We start from the raw sequence: 17,188 nt of genomic DNA, 5'->3' as shown, positions 1-17,188 counted from the left end.
GAGAAAACAAAATATTATTACGGGTTTAATAAGTAAAGATTTACAAAACTCTAAACTATATAAAGTGAAACGATAATTAGTAGGAGGCTACGAGCAGTGTAATTCCCACCTAATTTCTTAGCTTCATTCGAATTTTGAGGTGAGAATTTTACTTCCCGCAAATAGCTTGATAAATAAAACCACCTTTCTGACAGGTGGTTTTGTGTACTAATTTACATATAAATTGTCCATATTTTTATAGTTACTTAATATACTTGTTAACTAAAAATAAGACAATTTTTAGTTTTTAATCAAACCAATTTTCGTTTTATCTCACGTACTCATAGTACCATTTACGCGCATCTAACCAAGCTGTAAATTTATCGATATTTCCAGCTGGATAGCCATTCGTTATAGCATAACCAATGCCATCTTTCTGAACAACAATTTGTCCATCAATACCCGCATCAACCATCGCTTGAGCCAAAGCTTGTAAATTACTAAATGCTACACCGCCAGTTTTTACTTTGAGCAAATCCACTGTACCTCCTCCAGTTTGTCCTGTAAGAGCAAACACAATAGAATTAGCAATTTTATCAACATTCCATTTTGCCATGTCAGATTCATTATCAATAAATCCTAATTCTATAAGAATAGCAGGTGCTTTCGTCCCATTTAATACCGCTAAATCTGTACGCTGTTTTGCACCTCGATCACGCCATCCAATATCTTTTGCTAGTTGAGCTGAGATTTTAGCCGCCAAGTCTTTCTGATCATAATACAGAACCTCAACACCCTGTCCATTTCCATCGCTTGCATTAAGATGAAAAGAAATAACTAAATCCACAGCATGGGAATTGCTTTTACGAATGATATTATTTAAATTTTGTGATTGAGTTGTCCCTACCTCGTCCGTATCGTCATAAACCGTGTGTCCTAAGGCTCTTAACTTAGCCGCCACGGCATCTTTAACTTGCCTATCCAGAACGTGTTCTTTCCGATTCCCGAAATTAGCACCTTGAACAATACTATTATGTCCTCCGTGCAAACTATATCTAGCCATTATTCATCAACATCTCCTTTCTTAATATTCTATTCAAAACTTGTCTTATTGCTATTCCCACTTACAATCTTAACTGTACCCATACACCCTACATTTTCTAAAATTGACGGTACGAACAAAAAAGCATCACCCTTTCGGCGATGCCTAAGCTCCCTAAATAAATAGAGTTTAAAATCACTGAAACTTCACCTATATTTCCTCCCCTTCCTTCACAGCTTCTATTAACCTCTGCAACATATACCCAATCCCTTTACACCCCTCTAGCGGATATGTAATCATTTCTTCTGGATATAACTTTGTCACTACTTTTTTATGCTTTTTTCCTGCTAGTAAGACGATTTCGTCAAACTGTAATAAACTTTTATCTACCATCTGTTTTTGTAATTGCTCTATACTTATTACCTCATCGCTTTTTGAATCAAATGCAAGATCATAGTTTTCTAATACAATATCATTTGGTCTTAAAAATCCATGTTTCGCTGATAATATAACCCAGTTTTCGAAAAACATAGTTGCGTACGCCTGACATGCTTTTCCGAACGGACTAATATATACATCTTTTGCTTCCATCGGTCCGTAGTTTGAATGCTTATCCCAAATTTTCTTTTTTCCACAAGGAATTATACATAGCCTTTTCATATATATTTCTACTCCCTTTACTTCTGTAAATAAAATTCGTTATTTTGTACATTTTTCTCTCGAAATACTATATAATAATTCCGAAAGCTAAAATTACACATTTTACCATATACGTACTATGGATCACTCTCATTGCAAATATTATAATACCATAAAAATTTTTGCTTTTTTTCTTCAAAATATTAAATATAAATTTTAACATAAGGATGTATAGATATAATTAAAAAGGAGGTTCATAAAAATGAAAAATATTATCCCTGCACTATTAGTCTATTTTATCGTTTGCGTTATTTCCGTTATCATCCCAGCATCTGAAGGCTATAATTATGTCGGCTGGAAGTTATTTGTTGGGCAAGTGTATGCGATACCTATTTTCTTCATTACTGCGATAATCACATTTTATATAAACAAGAAAAAATCTTACGAATAAACGATTATAAGGATAGCTAACGCTATCCTTATTTTAATTCGTTAATCAAAACTTTATATCCTTTCTTCTAAAAAGTTAAACGCAACATCTGTATTTCAGCGTTTAAACGCAGTTCCTCCGAAATCCAGCTCTCTAATTTTGAAACAGATGCAATATTTTTTCAAAAAGCCCCTGTAATTTACTTTTCAATACTTCCATATCATTAAGCATACACAATGCGACTGTTTAAAAGTTAAAAATTTCTGCTTATTATAAATAAAAAAGGACAAGTAGCCAATCTGACTACTTGTCCTTACTGTTCATCTGTACGCAATACGATTAAGCTTGGAATGCTTCTGTTAATACTGGTACGATTTGTTTTTTACGAGATACAACACCTTTTAAAGTAGCTGTATTGTTTTCTAGTGATACGTTGTATGCTTTCTCAACAACGTTTGCTGCTTTACCGATCGCAAGACCGACAGAATCGTTAGTTAAGATATCAGTTACAACGAATAAGAATAGATCTAAACCTTTTTCTTCTACTACTGCAGAAATTACTTTTTCAAGTTCCGCTTGGTGTACAAGAACGTCGTTTGTATCAACAGCGTTTACTTGTGCGATTTCAACTTTCGCATTACCCATTTGGAATTCTTTAGCGTCAAGAGAGATTAATTGCTCCATTGTTTTTCCGCTTAAGTCAGCACCAGCTTTTAACATTTCTAAGCCGTAGCTATCAGCATCTACACCAGCGATTTCCGCTAATTCACGAGCAGCTGCTACGTCTTGTTCTGTGCAAGTTGGAGATTTGAATAGTAAAGAATCTGAAATAATTGCAGATAACATTAAACCTGCAACTTCTTTACGAATTGTAACGCCATTTTCTTTGTACATTTTGTTTAAGATTGTAGCTGTACATCCAACTGGCTCACAACGATAGTATATAGGATCGCTTGTTTCAAAGTTAGCAATACGGTGATGGTCAATAACTTCTAACACACGAACTGATTCGATATCGTTAGCACTTTGTTGACGCTCGTTATGGTCAACTAAAATAACGTTGTCCACTTCGCTTGCTACTGTCTCAACAAAACGCGGTCCTTCTACTTTAAAATAGTCTAACGCAAATTGAGTTTCACCGCTGATTTCGCCTAAACGTACAGGCTCAGCATTCATTCCTAATTCTTTTTTCAATTCTGCATAAGCAATTGCAGAACAAATTGCATCTGTATCTGGGTTTTTATGCCCGAAAACTAGTACTTTTTCCATGTTTTCCACCTCTTCATGAAAAGGATATCTTAAAGAAGCAAATATGACAATATTTAAAGCATATTTTTTTATAAATAATTGCACTTTCTTCTATATTTTTCATCATTTTCATAAAAAAAATCATCTAAAATGAATTAGATGATCGAAATATATGTTTCAATTAAAATAGTGTAGGAGCTTGCACTACGTTGTTAAAAGCGAAATTTGAAGCTAAGCCATTATTCACAAGGTTTACATCTATAACTTGATAAAACGCATTTCCAGTGTCTGCAATTTCCCAAACAGCTAAAATAAGATGGTATCCACTACGATCAGTTGGTACATTTGCTTCATGCGTTACTGTTGTCCCTGGTCTAGCCCCACCGTCATTTTTCACATAGAATGGCACTAAATCTAAATCTGATCGCGTTAAAGGTTTATTTGGATTCCAGCCTTTTTTCGTAATATAATATTTCCACTCTTTTGTACTATGAGGAGCAGTTAGTTTCCACTTGAATGTATTCGTCCCGCCATTTAACGTAACTTTCTTCCACCTATCCACAGTTTGAACATCTAAAGCAGGAAAATGACCAGCCCCTGCAATTTGTCCATCAGAAGGTCCTAGTTGCGGAAATCCCCCTATCCCTTCTACACTTTGTGGTTCATATTGAATCGGTCCACAATTTACATTTACCCCTTGCTTACATAAATAAGATCGGCTCGCTGGTGATTCTACATAACCATGAGCTGAAGCCTTTTCTGAAAATCCAAATGTTAATAATCCCGTAAGTAATACGCCACCACTTAAAATAACTTTCTTCATCTTTTGTAAACTATTCTTTTTCATTCTTTCATCCCCTTCCGATAATAAAGCGAAAATAACTATAGTTGGCTAGTCATCTTCTCTACATTTATTATAAGACGAGAATCATTACTAAAAGAACCCTCTAAAAACTTTCTCAAATTCATTTAGTGCGTTAAATGGATTATATCAATAAATTTATTTAACACCGCCAGAAAAATATAGACGGTGTTAAAATAGTTTCTTATTATTCAGTATGATAACCTTTTAATCACAATTTATATGCATTTATAATAAAGAACCGTAGCATCTAACTTTCCATTCGGAGAAATTGCATACCCTGGTATTGTTCCAACTTCTTGGTAGTCTAGTGATTTGTACAATTTATTGGAAGGATCTCCTTCTCTAGTATCTAATACTAAAAGAGACCTGTTTTCTTGCTTCGCTCGTTCCTCTGCTTTTTGCATAAGCAATCGTCCAATACCGTTACGTCTAAAGTTTGGATGAGTCATTAATTTGCAAATCTCGGCTCTATGAATTCCGTTAGGCTTTGTAACTAATTGTAATTGAATACTCCCTGCTACTTCGTTGTTTATTTTAGCCACATACAATATCACTTCTGGCGCTAATACTGTTTGCCAATACTTTGTTGCGTCTTTTTGTTCCAGTGGAGGCAAAAAACCAATTGATGCCCCATCATTTACAACCGTTTTCAAAAGTTTCGAAAGTTCTTCCATATCATTTTCTAGTTGCTTAATTTCTTCAATTACTAAATTTCGCATTACTTTTCCCCCTTTTGTTTCATTGTAACAATTTTTAAAGAAGGAATAATGAAATAATAAGATGAATTTATTTAGGATATGATTTTTTTAGTGAAAGGATAACTATATGAAATATATATTAGATAGAACATATGCAAAAGAATTACTCGAATGGGCATATGAACAAAACCCGGGCCCTTGGTTTGAACATTCACTACATGTTGCTCATGCAACTGAAAACATAATTATAGAGCTTATCAAAAAAGGGTATGACCTAGACGCTGACATAGCATATAACGCTGCCCTTTTGCATGATATCGGAAGATACAAAGGTTTTACCAAATCGGTCATTCATTCCTATGATGGTTATATGTATATGAATGATTTAGGATATACAGGAAACGCCATTATTTGTGTGACACACTCATTTCCCTGTAAAAATGAACATATAGATATCGCAGCGGAATGGAATCTCGTTCCTGACCATATGAAAAGCCGCTTAGTTGCAATATTGAATGAACATAGTAACTACGATTTATACAATAAAGTAATTACTCTTTGTGACGCTCTTGCTGACGCGGATGGCTTTACTACGCTGGAAAGAAGATTAATTTCCGTTGGTTTGCGTCATGGTACAACATCTCATACATCTTTACATTGGAAAGGATTTTATGCAATTAAGAAAGAATTAGAAGCTTTAATCGGTAAGAGTATATACACAGTTCTTCCTGATGTAGAGAATTCGATTTATGAAGATATAGAATACTAAAGTGAATACAAATTTAATTTCACATAAAAAAACGTTTTAAACATAAAGTTTAAAACGTTTTTTTATTCAATGCTTTTGATTTTTCAGTTCTGTTAAACACTCTTGCACTAAAGTTACCGCTTGACTCATCGCAGCTCCGCCAGCAAATGCTGCTGAAACACCACATGCTTCCAGAATCTCTTTATCCGAACATCCTTGATCAAGACAACCTTTTGTATGATAAATTGTACAATACTCATCTTGCGTTGCTAAACTAATTCCTAATGCAATAAGTTGTTTTTCTCTTTTTGTTAAAGCACCCTCTTGAAAACAAGCTTGCGTAAACGCATTATATGTCTCAGCGATTTCAGGAATTTGATTTGTAAAACTACCTATACCTTCTTTATAATGATGTAGAATATCATTTATCGAACTATGTTGCTCATGTTCCATCTTATTCCCTCCAGTCATATTATCCATACCTATTGTAGTATGCGATGAAATGGAGGCAATATACCTTCTTTTAAATCAAGAATTTTCAGTTAATTTACGTTATAATTTTAAATTATCATCTACTATAACTTTTTCTCTAGAACTTTTCCTTTCAACCTCTTTACTTCTTTCTTCCCAAAATGTTAATCCTTCAATCCCTACATTTTTAGGATCAAATACTGGATCTTTCCCTTCTTTTTTCTGCGTTTCATAGTCTTTTAACACTTTTAATGCGATTTTACTTAATAATAGAATCGCGATTAAGTTTAACCATGCCATACTACCGATTCCTAAATCTCCGAGATTCCATAAAAGCGACGCTGATTCAACACTACCGATGTAAACCATAATTAAAAATCCAAATTTTAAAACTGGTTTTAACCAGCCATACTTCAATTGACGATCTAAATAAGTAAGTGTCGTTTCAGCGATATAGTAATAAGCGAGTAACGTTGTAAATGCAAAAAAGAAAATTGCAATTGAAATAAATATTGGACCAAACCCTGTCATCACAGTTTCAACTGCTTGTTGCGTATAAATTGGACCTGCTTCCACATTTCCTATGTTTTTTACAATAGCGCGTTTCCCTTCAGGTATAACATTATACATACCTGTAATTAATATCATAAGAGCTGTCGCTGTACATACGACAATTGTATCGATATATACGGAAAACGCTTGAACTAATCCTTGTTTTGCAGGATGCGATACTTCAGCAGCAGCCGAACTATACGTCGCTTCTCCGACACCAGCAACGTTTGAAAATACAGCGCGTTTTACGCCCCATGCAATAGCTGCACCAACAATTCCACCAAACATTTCATTTACACCAAATGCGCTAGAGAAAATTAAAGCAAACATACTTGGAATCTCCGTTACATTCGCAATTAATATGATACATGTAACAATTACATAACCAATTGCCATAAATGGAACAAGCATTTGAGAAACGCCAGCTATTCTCTTTACACCACCAAAAATAATTGCTGCTAGTAACACGACTAAAAATATACCAGTTATATATTTGTTAATACCATTAGAGTTTTCAAATCCAACTGCGATACTACTAGATTGAATACCTGGTAATAACACGCCATATGAAAGTGTTACAACTACCGCTACAATGACTGCAAACCATTTCATTTTTAAACCTTTCTCAATGAAATATGGAGTACCGCCGCGATATTCATTCCCTACTTTACTTTTGTATACTTGAGATAATGTTGATTCAACAAACGCGCTCGCTGCCCCTAACAAAGCCATTACCCACATCCAAAATACAGCTCCAGGCCCGCCGAAAGCGATTGCTGTCGCTACCCCTGCGATATTACCAATTCCAACTCTTCCTGATAAGGCTAAACAAAATGCCTGAAAAGATGATATTCCCGTCTCTGAACTCTTTCCTTCAAATAATAGTTTAATCATCTCTTTAAAATAACGAATTTGCAAAAAGCGTGTTGCAATCGTGAAATATACGCCTGCCCCTAATGCAAAAACAACTAAACCGATACTCCACACTTGCCCTACTAACCATTCTACTAAATTCTCCATCCAAATCCCCCTTATCATTCTTTTGAAAAACAATTTTGTATATAAGAAAACGGACAACTATTATCAAACTTTCTAGTTGTCCGCATCTTTCATTATTTCATCCCTCAATTTTTGTCAGTAAAACGCCCTATTACTTTATATTTACCCAAACACTTTTCACTTCTGTATAATTATCAAGCGCATATGAACCTAATTCGCGGCCAATACCAGATTGTTTGTATCCACCAAATGGTGCAGCTGCATTTTCTAAGTTATAATCATTAATCCACACTGTTCCTGCTTTTAATTTATTTGCCACTTGATGACCCGTTTTGATATTTTGCGTCCATACACCCGCAGCAAGGCCATAAGATGAGTTGTTCGCTCGTTCAATTACTTCTTCTGTCGAATCAAATGGAAGTACAACAACAACTGGTCCAAATATTTCTTCCTTAACGATTGTCATATCGTCTGTAACGTCTGTGAATACAGTTGGCTTAACGAAATAACCTTTTTCAAGCGCACGTTCACCACCAGCCGCAACTGTAGCACCTTCTTTCTTCCCTTGCTCAATGTAATTTAACACACGCTCTTGTTGTTTCTTAGATACGAGTGGACCCATCTCCGTTCCTTTCTCCATACCTGCTCCAAGTTTTACGTTGTTCGCCATTTTCACAAGTGCATCTACTACAGTTTCATAATGTTTACGATGAACAAATACACGTGATCCTGCGCTACAATTTTGACCGTGATTATACATAATACCTTGGAATGCACCACTAATTGCTTCTTCCAAGTCCGCATCTTCTAAAATGATATTTGGTGATTTGCCGCCAAGCTCTAACGTTACATGCTTAATCATTTCTGCAGACTGACGCATAATATACTTTCCTGTAACAGTAGATCCTGTAAAAGCAACTTTATCAATGTCATGATGATTTACAATTGCCGCTCCTGCTTCAGGACCAAAGCCTGGTACAAAGTTTACAACACCGTTTGGAAATCCAGCCTCTTTAAAGAGTTTTGCTGTATATAGTAAGGATAAAGGTGTTTGCTCTGCTGGTTTTAATACGATCGTACAACCTGTCGCCAGTGCAGCTCCCATTTTCCAAGAAGACATAACGAGCGGAAAGTTCCACGGAATAATCTGACCTACAACACCTACAGGTTCATGTCTCGTATAGTTTAAGTAATCTTTTGAAATCGGGATTGTTTGCCCAATAATTTTTGTAGCCCATCCTGCGTAATAACGATAATTTTCTACAGTCGCTGAAATATCATCCTCAAGTGCTACTTGATACGGCTTCCCATTATCTAAAGCTTCTAATTGCGCTAACTCTTCTCTATGTTCTTCAATTAAATCTGCTAATTTATAAATAAGATGCGCTCTTTCAGCAGTAGTCATTTCTGCCCACGGACCAGATTTAAATGCAGATCTTGCTGCTTTTACTGCAGCATCAATATCCTCTTCTTGCGCTTCACATACGACTGCTAAAACATCTTCTGTTGCTGGATTGTACGTTTCAAACGTCTTTCCGCCAATAGCAGAAACAAATTCGCCATTAATAAACATTTTAATTTCTTCATTTAAAAACGCTTCCACTTTTGGTTTCAGCTCAATATTTGTCTTTAACATTATGTTCTCCTCCTTATTTAAACAGCTGCATGAGCTGCAATATTTGATAAAATCGTTTGAAGCTTTTGATCTTCGTTAACAGTTAATCCTAGTCTTGGATAGCGAGAAGGTCCTCCCGCTTGCCCATGTAATTCCATGGAACGTTTAACGATTTGAACATATTTCCCTGACCCTTCAAGAAACTCGCAAAGTGGTAAAATAGCATCGTTTATTTCCCATGCTTTTTCTAATTCACCATTTTGAAAATGCTCATACATTTTTGTAACGAGACCAGGAACGATATTTCCTGCTACTGAAACCCATCCCGAGGCACCAACTAAATATGATTCCATAACTAAATCTTCAGAACCACAGAAGACTTGGAAAGCCCCTTCACTTTGTCTTACTAAATCTCTTGCTTTTCGAATATCTCCGCTAGATTCTTTAATATGTGTAACATTTTCACACTCTTTTCCAATACGGAGCATTAGCTCTGTACTCATATCAACACCAGAAGTAAATGGATTATTGTATAACATAATTGGTATATTTACAGAGTTTGAGATTTCTTTAAAATGAAAATAGATCTCCTCTTCCTTCGGTTTACAATAGTAAGAGTTTATAATTAATGCACAATCCGCTCCGTGCGCTTCTGCATGTTTCGTATATTCAATTGTTTCTTTCGTCGTTTCCGCAGCAGTTCCAACAATGACTGGAATACGGCCATCAATTTCTTTCAAAACGGTTTCTACCATTTTAAATCGCTCTTCTTTTGATAAACTTACAAACTCTCCTGTACTTCCATTAATGATGATGCCTGCAACCTTTTGTTCGATAAAGTAATTTACATTTTGTTTTACCCCATCCCAATTAATTTCCTGAAATTCATCCATCGGTGTTATTAATACTGGAAATGCCCCTTTAATTTTTTGCATATTTATCTCTCCTTATCACATTTTATTTTAATAAGAACCCTGCCGGAAATGGATCCGTAGGGTCTAATAGAAACGTCTGCATTCCTGTAATAAATCCTCTACTTTCAAAACGGAAAATGTATCCTAGCTCCTCCTTCTTCACTTTTTCCACAGTTATAAAACTATTAAATATACTTTCATTTTTAAAAGGTTTATCCGCCATATAATCATTTTTAAATAACGCATGAACATAGGAAACGATAGTAGAAACAAAACCTGGCGAACGTACGATAAAGTTATCTTCATGAAATGTAATCGACTTTATATGGTTCTTTTCTTTTTGCGAAGGATCTACTAAAATAAGCCTTTTTATTAGCGACTGTTTTTGTATAACCTGCAGTGTAGCTTCTCCCCATCTTTTCAATTCTGGAATGTTTTCAACACGAATTTCTGGCGAATACGCACCTTTTTCTACAACTGCATATACTTTATCTGCTTGTATGAGAGAATAACTTACATTACCAACCTGTAAATTTTCCTCAATCAAATAGCAAAGTTTGCTTTCAAACGAAACAGATACAACTTCATCATTCTCTACATACGCATGAACTAAAAATATTCCAGATAACGTTTCAATTTTGTATTGATTGGACTCTCTCTTTTTTAAATACCCACTTTCGAGTAACATCGTTATTACCGCAACAATGCCCCCATAATGAAGCGGAATCGAACCTTCATGATTAAAAAATAATACAGCTGCATCTACTTCATTATGGATAGATGGAACGACAATACACCCATTCAAACCAATAAAACCACGTGGTTCATTTAATAAAAGCTTCATCTCTTCTGCTAATTCACCTGAAAATTGTTCATTTAATTGCTCCAAACTGTAATAGTATTTGCATGGTACGTCCTTCATTACACGAAATGCCTCGCCATTTACATGTACGTCTACTGCTGTATACATTTTTTGAATGTTCATTTTATATCCTCCGTTTCATGTTCCATCGGCGGAATTAGCAAAAATCCTTCTTTGAGTGGATCCATTTCATTGTAAAAAAATTTATGCATACCCATAAGCCAAGCTGATCCCGTAATTTTCGTTATGACAGCTTCAATATTTTCAACATGTGTCGTATTCACGACATATCCTTTAAATAAAGAACCAACGATACTCTCATGAATGAACTCTTCACCAATTTTGATTTCTTTCTGAGCGTATAATACAGCTAGCTTCGCAGATGTTCCTGTACCGCATGGGGATCGATCTATTCCGCCTGGTGGTACAACAACTGTATTTTTCACATGCGCACATTCATGAGTAGCATCTGTATAAAATTCAACATGTGTTAATCCTCTAATAAACGAATACTCTGGATGAATGATTTCAAACTTCTCATTAATTGTGTTTCTTATATGAATCGCCTTATCGATGATTGTAGATGCATTTTCTGGTACTAATTCTAGGCCTACTGACTTCGCATCAATAATGGCATAAAAATTCCCTCCATACGCAATATCAGCCTCTACAGTTCCAATGTCTTTGACGTGTACAGTAATATTTTTCAATAAAAAAGCTGGTATGTTACAGAAAGATACCTCTTTTGCTTTTCCATCTTGAACAGCAATATCTACTTCCACTAAGCCAGCCGGGGTATCTAGTTTTAAAGAAGTAATCGGTTCAACTACTGGAATTAAACCTGATTCAACTAACGCTGTACATACACCGATTGTATCGTGACCGCACATTGGTAAGTATCCACCTGTCTCTATGTATATAACACCTATATCAGCCTCAGGATGACACGGGTCTGTTAATAATGCCCCTGACATTACATCATGACCACGCGGTTCATTCATTAACAATTTTCGAATCCAATCATATTCCTTTTTCATATGTAACATCTTCTCTGCCATCGTCTCTCCAATCAACTTTGGAAGTCCGCTAATTAATGTCCTCGTTGGATTCCCGCCCGTATGTGTATCAATAGTCGTAAAGACTCTTTGTGACCTCATCCGTTTAACACCCTTTCTGTAAAACGACTCAAACGAAGTGGTTCAATAGGAATAATTGTCTCTTTTTCATTTAATAACTCTTCAATTACTTTCCCAGTAACTGCTGCAAGACTAATCCCATCCCCTTCATGTCCAGCGGCAATGAAATAATTCGGAATATGTTCCACTCGTGAAATAATCGGCAAATGATCTTCTGTCCACGGACGTAAACCAGCGTAAGAACGAATTACCATCATATCTGCCATTTTCGGATAAAAGCGAATCGCTCTATTTGCGATACATTTAATGACTTCATTGTTTATTCTCGTATGAAACCCTACAAATTCACGACTACTTCCAATTAAGAAATTTTGACTTTCAGTAGGCTCAAATACGAGCGCAACCCCGTATTTTTCAGTTAAAGCATCTACTTTTCTTTTTCCGCCAAATTTAGAAATTAAATAACCGAATTCCATTACTTTACGGCATCCTACATGTTGTTGCCTTGATGCTACTATAATATGCCCTTTTCTCGGTTCAATTGGTATATTTACATTTAACATCTGACCAATCTTAGGAGCCCACACACCGGCTGCATTTACAACTTGTTTTGCTGTAAAAGTACCATTCGTAGTTTCTACAACAAATGAACCATTCGTCTCTATTTTCATACTCTTTACTTCGGTCTGCTTAAAGGCTTTTGCGCCAAACTTTTGTGCCTCTGACAGAAGCGAGAAAGCAAGGAGATATGGATTCACAGTTGAATCCGTCGCACATTCTAAACCGCCTAATAAATCATCAGCAAAAAAAGGCGACTCTTCTCTTATATCTTGCCTATCAAGCATTCGAAACGGTAATCCAGCTTCTTTTTGCCGATCTACCCATTGCTGCGCAGCTTCCATCTCTTCGTCTGACTCACATACGAGAATACTTCCTGGTGCCCTATATTCAAATGAATGCTCTAATTTTTCACTTAAATCAGTTACTAATTTTTGACTTACTAAAGACATTTGACTATCAAACCCTGGGTCTTTATCAATGGCCAAAATATTCCCATCACACCGTGAAGACGTCCCGCTGACAAATTCTCCTTTTTCAATGATTGTTACGTCTCTTCCGTATTTTGAAGTGTAATAAGCGATAGAACACCCTATTATTCCACCACCTATAATTAAAACGTCGCAGTGCCTCACAATATACTCCTCCTTTCCCTAAACCTCTCACTTTCTTTTATGCAATTGACGTGCCAATTCTGCACATATACAATTTCCATAAACAATATTTTTATTTGTAAAAATAATTCAAATTTATAGTAAATAGGTGTATTATTTTTTTATCACTGTCAAATTTTTTATACATAACGGGAGGATATTATGGCATTTTCATTTCCGACTATACAAGAGTTTTTGGAAAGTATTTTAATCGATCATACATGTAGCCTTAATCACATTAAGCAAGTAAACGGAAGGTTTTATTATCTCCCTTCTACTACAGAAGAATATAATTGCGCCATTATTTATGTAGATGACTCATTCACTGCATTAATTGACGCTTTTTCTTATGAATTAGCTGTTATCATCCTTAACGAAAACGATGAGCCGATATTCTGTATAACCTCTCAGCAAATGATTCCATTTCTTTATAAGTCCTACAATGAACTACAGTCATTTTATAACACCGTAATACAAACAACTGACTCTTCTGTTACAGTCATTGATAGTAAAGAATGCGTTCGAACTTGGACAGATGGTGCTGAAAAAATATTTTCAGTCAACCATAATGAGATTATTGGGCAACCGATTACTCGTTTTTTTGATTATAAAGACTTGGAAATTTTACAATCTTTACATGATGGAAAAAATATAGTCGCTCAGTTCCATCAGCCTCGTCCCGATTTATTCGTATTAATTAATTCAAATCCAGTTTATTGTAATGATGAAATTATAGGAGCAGTCGTTTCAGAAACAGATGTTACAAATCAAGTCGCTTTAAATGAAAAACTATTTAATATGTCACATGAAATGCACCGTTTAGAACAAGAAGTGGCAAAGTATAAAGATGAATCCGATCCATTCCTTGCGATGAATGGGAAAAGTCCTGTTATACAAAGAACGATACAATTAGCTAGAAAAGTTTGTTCGGTGAAATCAACTGTTTTAATACTTGGGGAAAGCGGAGTTGGAAAAGAAGTATTTGCGAAAGCAATTCATGAAGCAAGTGAAGCAGCGAAGGCGCCTTTCATTTCGATTAACTGCGGGGCAATTCCAGAAGCTTTATTTGAAAGTGAATTATTCGGTTACGAGCGTGGGGCCTTTTCTGGAGCGAATAGTAAAGGGAAAAAAGGTAAAATCGAACTCGCACAAGGCGGTACTTTATTCCTCGATGAGATTGGCGAAATGCCGCTCGATATGCAAGTAAAACTGTTACGTGTACTACAAGAACGAAAGTATTACCGAGTTGGCGGAGAAAAAGAAATTAATATTGATTTCCGCATTATCGCTGCTACAAATCGGGATTTACAAGAAGAAATGAGAAAAGGAACTTTCCGAGAAGATTTATATTATCGTTTAAATGTAGTTAGCCTGCATATTCCACCGCTGCGTGAAAGACGAGAGGATATTATCGAACTCACATACTCATTCTTAAACGATTTTTCGATCAACTATAACCGACCAATTCGTGACCTACCTTCAAGCATTATGCATGAACTGCTTCATTACAATTGGCCAGGTAATATTCGCGAACTTCGAAACGTTGTTGAACGGCTTGTGGTATTCGCAACAGACGGAATTATAAAACAAGAATATTTACCATTTCATACGACTGAAACTTTAGACAACCATACAGCTCATTCCCTATTACTCAGCAACAATAATACAATCCTTTCTTTACAAGAAGAGATGGATGAGCATGAGAAAAAAGTTATTGAAAGGGCTTTACGAATTTTAAATGGGAATAAATTAGAATGCGCAAAACAACTTGGCGTAACAAGGGCTACTTTATATAACCGTTTAAAGAAACTCGGACTTCAATAAAGAATCAGTATGCACCAATCAGGCGTTTATAGGTAGCCCTCTCCCCTCTATATTGGCATGATTTTTGCATATATAATTTGTGCAAACCGAACTAGAGGAGGAATACATATGACAAATAAAAACAACTTAATCGTTTGTCGTTGTGAAGAGGTTACATATGGACAACTTCAATCGACAATTGCTGAATATAACTGCTCGGCAAGAGAATTAAAACTAAGAACACGTGCTGGCATGGGATTTTGCGGTGGTCGCACATGCAGAATAATGATAGATCGAATGATAGAAAATGCGAATCCTGACGTAACTCTTAATGAACTACCGTTAAAATATCAACCACCAATACGTGCAGTTACTTTTGGATCGGTAGGTGAAAGTAAATGAATAGAATTACACATCACCCTATTTTAGGTACTTTACAAAGTAGTGAGCGTATTACTTTTCAATTTAACGGTCATCAATACGAAGCATATGAACATGAAACGATAGCTGCTGCCCTGTTAGCAAATGAAATACGGACATTAAGAGTTCATGAAGATAGCGGGACACCGCGAGGTATTTATTGTAATATCGGGCACTGTTCCGAATGCCGCGTGACAGTAAATAATCAAACAAATGTACGCGCATGCTTAACTGTTGTAGAAGAAAACATGGTTGTTGAAAGCGGGAAACAGCATCCGAATATCGTGAGAGAGATGGTGAAAAAACGATGAGTGATGTAATTATCATTGGTGCAGGACCAGCGGGATTATCTGCTTCTATCTCTTGTGCTCGTTTCGGACTAAAAGTGCTCGTTATTGATGAATTTATGAAGCCGGGCGGGAGATTGTTAGGACAGTTGCATCAAGAGCCTACTGGAGAATGGTGGAACGGAATAGAAGAATCGAAGCGACTTCATGAAGAAGCAGAATCACTTTCAGTACATATCAGGTGCGGTGTTTCGGTCTATAATTTAGATAAAGATGAAAACAATTGGTTTGTACATACTAATATCGGTACGTTAGAAGCACCGTTCGTACTACTTGCTACTGGTGCTGCGGAATATTCTATTCCCCTTCCAGGCTGGACACTTCCAGGAGTGATGTCAATTGGAGCAGCTCAAGTTATGACAAATGTTCATCGCGTGCAAGTTGGAAAAAAAGGAATCATTATTGGTGCTAACATTTTGTCTTTCGCCATTTTAAGTGAATTGCAATTAGCGGGAATTAAAGTAGATCATATTGTACTCCCTGAAAAAAGCGAGTTAAGTCAAAAAGCTGGTGAACCTGAAGAAGTTTTAAACTCTCTTTTAAATGCAGCACATCTCGCTCCTTCTGCTATTTTACGAATAGGTAGCCACTTTATGAAATATGATTGGATTCGAAAAGCTGGATTAACATTCTATCCAAACAGCGGAATGAAAATAAACGGAACGCCACTTCACCTTCGGAAAGCAGCTCTTGAAATTATCGGAACAGATCAAGTTGAAGGTGTACGTATTGCTAATATTGACTCTAAAGGAAATGTTATTAATGGATCAGAGAAAATATATGAAGCAGATTTTGTTTGTATTGCCGGGGGATTATACCCACTTGCCGAACTTGCAGCTGTAGCTGGTTGTCCCTTCCATTACATTTCAGAATTAGGCGGACACGTTCCTCTCCATTCCGAAACAATGGAAACCCCTCTTCCAGGTTTATTTGTAGCTGGCAATATTACAGGCATTGAAAGCGGAAAAATTGCGATGGCGCAAGGAACTGTTGCAGGTCTATCAATTGCTAAATATGCAAGTAAAAAACGTGATATAGTCGACCAACAATTATATCACGCCATTCAAAACGTTCACTCTGTTCGTCAGAAAGCTGCAATTCAGTTTAATCCGATGGTAGATATCGGTAGACGAAAGATGAATGAAATTTGGCGTGATTATTCTTCTACATATGCACATACTAAAAAGAGCTGCTGAGATTATTCTCAAC

At 36.0% G+C, this 17,188-nt stretch carries 18 protein-coding genes; 6 read left to right on the top strand and 12 right to left on the bottom strand.

Annotated features, from left to right (window positions below):
- Positions 1–307: 307 nt before the first annotated feature.
- Entirely contained in the window at positions 308–1,042 is a 735-nt protein-coding gene (locus tag N2V92_RS20750; RefSeq protein WP_000135285.1) for an N-acetylmuramoyl-L-alanine amidase, read from the bottom strand.
- A gap of 189 nt (positions 1,043–1,231) precedes the next feature.
- Entirely contained in the window at positions 1,232–1,681 is a 450-nt protein-coding gene (locus N2V92_RS20745) for a DUF6884 domain-containing protein (RefSeq protein WP_000824880.1), read from the bottom strand.
- Between the two features lie 241 nt (positions 1,682–1,922).
- Here N2V92_RS20745 and N2V92_RS20740 point away from each other — a divergent pair, with 241 nt between their 5' ends.
- A complete protein-coding gene (locus N2V92_RS20740; protein ID WP_000789485.1) occupies positions 1,923–2,111 on the top strand; it encodes a DUF4017 family protein in 189 nt (62 codons plus the stop codon).
- A 318-nt stretch (positions 2,112–2,429) separates the two neighbouring features.
- On the opposite strand, the gene ppaC is transcribed toward N2V92_RS20740, so the two are convergent.
- From ppaC to N2V92_RS20725, 3 genes are all read right to left on the bottom strand, one after another.
- Entirely contained in the window at positions 2,430–3,359 is a 930-nt protein-coding gene (gene ppaC, locus N2V92_RS20735) for a manganese-dependent inorganic pyrophosphatase (RefSeq protein ID WP_000416871.1), read from the bottom strand.
- Between the two features lie 160 nt (positions 3,360–3,519).
- A complete protein-coding gene (locus tag N2V92_RS20730; protein ID WP_000742282.1) occupies positions 3,520–4,185 on the bottom strand; it encodes a lytic polysaccharide monooxygenase in 666 nt (221 codons plus the stop codon).
- Between the two features lie 233 nt (positions 4,186–4,418).
- Positions 4,419–4,922 (bottom strand): GNAT family N-acetyltransferase, encoded by a 504-nt coding sequence (locus tag N2V92_RS20725; protein ID WP_001245262.1) that lies wholly within the window; start codon positions 4,920–4,922, stop codon positions 4,419–4,421.
- Positions 4,923–5,028: 106 nt separating this feature from the next.
- Between N2V92_RS20725 and N2V92_RS20720 the strand changes: the two genes are divergently transcribed.
- A complete protein-coding gene (locus N2V92_RS20720) occupies positions 5,029–5,670 on the top strand; it encodes an HD domain-containing protein (protein WP_016077558.1) in 642 nt (213 codons plus the stop codon).
- Positions 5,671–5,736: 66 nt separating this feature from the next.
- Here the strand turns inward: N2V92_RS20720 and N2V92_RS20715 are convergent, their stop codons facing one another.
- The 7 genes from N2V92_RS20715 to N2V92_RS20685 form a co-directional block, all read right to left on the bottom strand.
- Positions 5,737–6,129, bottom strand: a complete 393-nt coding sequence (locus tag N2V92_RS20715) for a carboxymuconolactone decarboxylase family protein (RefSeq protein ID WP_001999958.1) — start codon at positions 6,127–6,129, stop codon at positions 5,737–5,739.
- Positions 6,130–6,201: 72 nt separating this feature from the next.
- Positions 6,202–7,692, bottom strand: coding sequence for an alanine/glycine:cation symporter family protein (locus tag N2V92_RS20710; RefSeq protein WP_016077557.1), 1,491 nt, complete (start codon positions 7,690–7,692; stop codon positions 6,202–6,204).
- A gap of 130 nt (positions 7,693–7,822) precedes the next feature.
- A complete protein-coding gene (locus N2V92_RS20705; protein ID WP_000920980.1) occupies positions 7,823–9,307 on the bottom strand; it encodes an aldehyde dehydrogenase family protein in 1,485 nt (494 codons plus the stop codon).
- Between the two features lie 17 nt (positions 9,308–9,324).
- Entirely contained in the window at positions 9,325–10,221 is an 897-nt protein-coding gene (gene dapA / locus N2V92_RS20700) for a 4-hydroxy-tetrahydrodipicolinate synthase (protein ID WP_001169450.1), read from the bottom strand.
- 22 nt (positions 10,222–10,243) lie between these two features.
- Positions 10,244–11,185 (bottom strand): proline racemase family protein, encoded by a 942-nt coding sequence (locus N2V92_RS20695; RefSeq protein WP_042598095.1) that lies wholly within the window; start codon positions 11,183–11,185, stop codon positions 10,244–10,246.
- A complete protein-coding gene (locus tag N2V92_RS20690) occupies positions 11,182–12,219 on the bottom strand; it encodes a proline racemase family protein (RefSeq protein WP_001257537.1) in 1,038 nt (345 codons plus the stop codon). Before N2V92_RS20690 ends, N2V92_RS20695 begins: the two co-directional genes overlap by 4 nt.
- Positions 12,216–13,391: an NAD(P)/FAD-dependent oxidoreductase gene (locus tag N2V92_RS20685; RefSeq protein WP_001215272.1), complete on the bottom strand. Its 1,176-nt coding sequence runs from the start codon at positions 13,389–13,391 to the stop codon at positions 12,216–12,218. The genes N2V92_RS20690 and N2V92_RS20685 overlap by 4 nt, the downstream gene beginning before the upstream one ends.
- 180 nt (positions 13,392–13,571) lie before the next feature.
- On the opposite strand from N2V92_RS20685, the gene N2V92_RS20680 reads away from it, so the two are divergent.
- The 4 genes from N2V92_RS20680 (at position 13,572) to N2V92_RS20665 (ending at position 17,175) form a co-directional block, all read left to right on the top strand.
- Entirely contained in the window at positions 13,572–15,233 is a 1,662-nt protein-coding gene (locus N2V92_RS20680; RefSeq protein ID WP_000885737.1) for a sigma-54 interaction domain-containing protein, read from the top strand.
- 108 nt (positions 15,234–15,341) lie between these two features.
- Positions 15,342–15,614 carry a (2Fe-2S)-binding protein gene (locus tag N2V92_RS20675; protein WP_000182619.1) on the top strand — a complete coding sequence of 91 codons (273 nt, stop codon included), beginning with the start codon at positions 15,342–15,344 and terminating at the stop codon, positions 15,612–15,614.
- Positions 15,611–15,943, top strand: coding sequence for a (2Fe-2S)-binding protein (locus N2V92_RS20670; protein ID WP_001080019.1), 333 nt, complete (start codon positions 15,611–15,613; stop codon positions 15,941–15,943). The genes N2V92_RS20675 and N2V92_RS20670 overlap by 4 nt, the downstream gene beginning before the upstream one ends.
- Positions 15,940–17,175 (top strand): NAD(P)/FAD-dependent oxidoreductase, encoded by a 1,236-nt coding sequence (locus N2V92_RS20665; RefSeq protein WP_042598093.1) that lies wholly within the window; start codon positions 15,940–15,942, stop codon positions 17,173–17,175. Before N2V92_RS20670 ends, N2V92_RS20665 begins: the two co-directional genes overlap by 4 nt.
- Positions 17,176–17,188: the final 13 nt, after the last annotated feature.

This window comes from Bacillus sp. CH_48, from assembly GCF_038008465.1.
In the GTDB taxonomy this organism is placed as follows: domain Bacteria; phylum Bacillota; class Bacilli; order Bacillales; family Bacillaceae_G; genus Bacillus_A; species Bacillus_A thuringiensis_S.
This window is presented reverse-complemented; position numbering and strand designations above follow the sequence as displayed.

Coding starts and splice junctions, on each gene's coding strand:
- N2V92_RS20750 (WP_000135285.1), bottom strand. CDS start 1,042: ATGGCTAGATATAGTTTGCACGGAGGACATAATAGTATTGTTCAAGGT.
- N2V92_RS20745 (WP_000824880.1), bottom strand. CDS start 1,681: ATGAAAAGGCTATGTATAATTCCTTGTGGAAAAAAGAAAATTTGGGAT.
- N2V92_RS20740 (WP_000789485.1), top strand. CDS start 1,923: ATGAAAAATATTATCCCTGCACTATTAGTCTATTTTATCGTTTGCGTT.
- ppaC (WP_000416871.1), bottom strand. CDS start 3,359: ATGGAAAAAGTACTAGTTTTCGGGCATAAAAACCCAGATACAGATGCA.
- N2V92_RS20730 (WP_000742282.1), bottom strand. CDS start 4,185: ATGAAAAAGAATAGTTTACAAAAGATGAAGAAAGTTATTTTAAGTGGT.
- N2V92_RS20725 (WP_001245262.1), bottom strand. CDS start 4,922: ATGCGAAATTTAGTAATTGAAGAAATTAAGCAACTAGAAAATGATATG.
- N2V92_RS20720 (WP_016077558.1), top strand. CDS start 5,029: ATGAAATATATATTAGATAGAACATATGCAAAAGAATTACTCGAATGG.
- N2V92_RS20715 (WP_001999958.1), bottom strand. CDS start 6,129: ATGGATAATATGACTGGAGGGAATAAGATGGAACATGAGCAACATAGT.
- N2V92_RS20710 (WP_016077557.1), bottom strand. CDS start 7,692: ATGGAGAATTTAGTAGAATGGTTAGTAGGGCAAGTGTGGAGTATCGGT.
- N2V92_RS20705 (WP_000920980.1), bottom strand. CDS start 9,307: ATGTTAAAGACAAATATTGAGCTGAAACCAAAAGTGGAAGCGTTTTTA.
- dapA (WP_001169450.1), bottom strand. CDS start 10,221: ATGCAAAAAATTAAAGGGGCATTTCCAGTATTAATAACACCGATGGAT.
- N2V92_RS20695 (WP_042598095.1), bottom strand. CDS start 11,185: ATGAACATTCAAAAAATGTATACAGCAGTAGACGTACATGTAAATGGC.
- N2V92_RS20690 (WP_001257537.1), bottom strand. CDS start 12,219: ATGAGGTCACAAAGAGTCTTTACGACTATTGATACACATACGGGCGGG.
- N2V92_RS20680 (WP_000885737.1), top strand. CDS start 13,572: ATGGCATTTTCATTTCCGACTATACAAGAGTTTTTGGAAAGTATTTTA.
- N2V92_RS20675 (WP_000182619.1), top strand. CDS start 15,342: ATGACAAATAAAAACAACTTAATCGTTTGTCGTTGTGAAGAGGTTACA.
- N2V92_RS20670 (WP_001080019.1), top strand. CDS start 15,611: ATGAATAGAATTACACATCACCCTATTTTAGGTACTTTACAAAGTAGT.
- N2V92_RS20665 (WP_042598093.1), top strand. CDS start 15,940: ATGAGTGATGTAATTATCATTGGTGCAGGACCAGCGGGATTATCTGCT.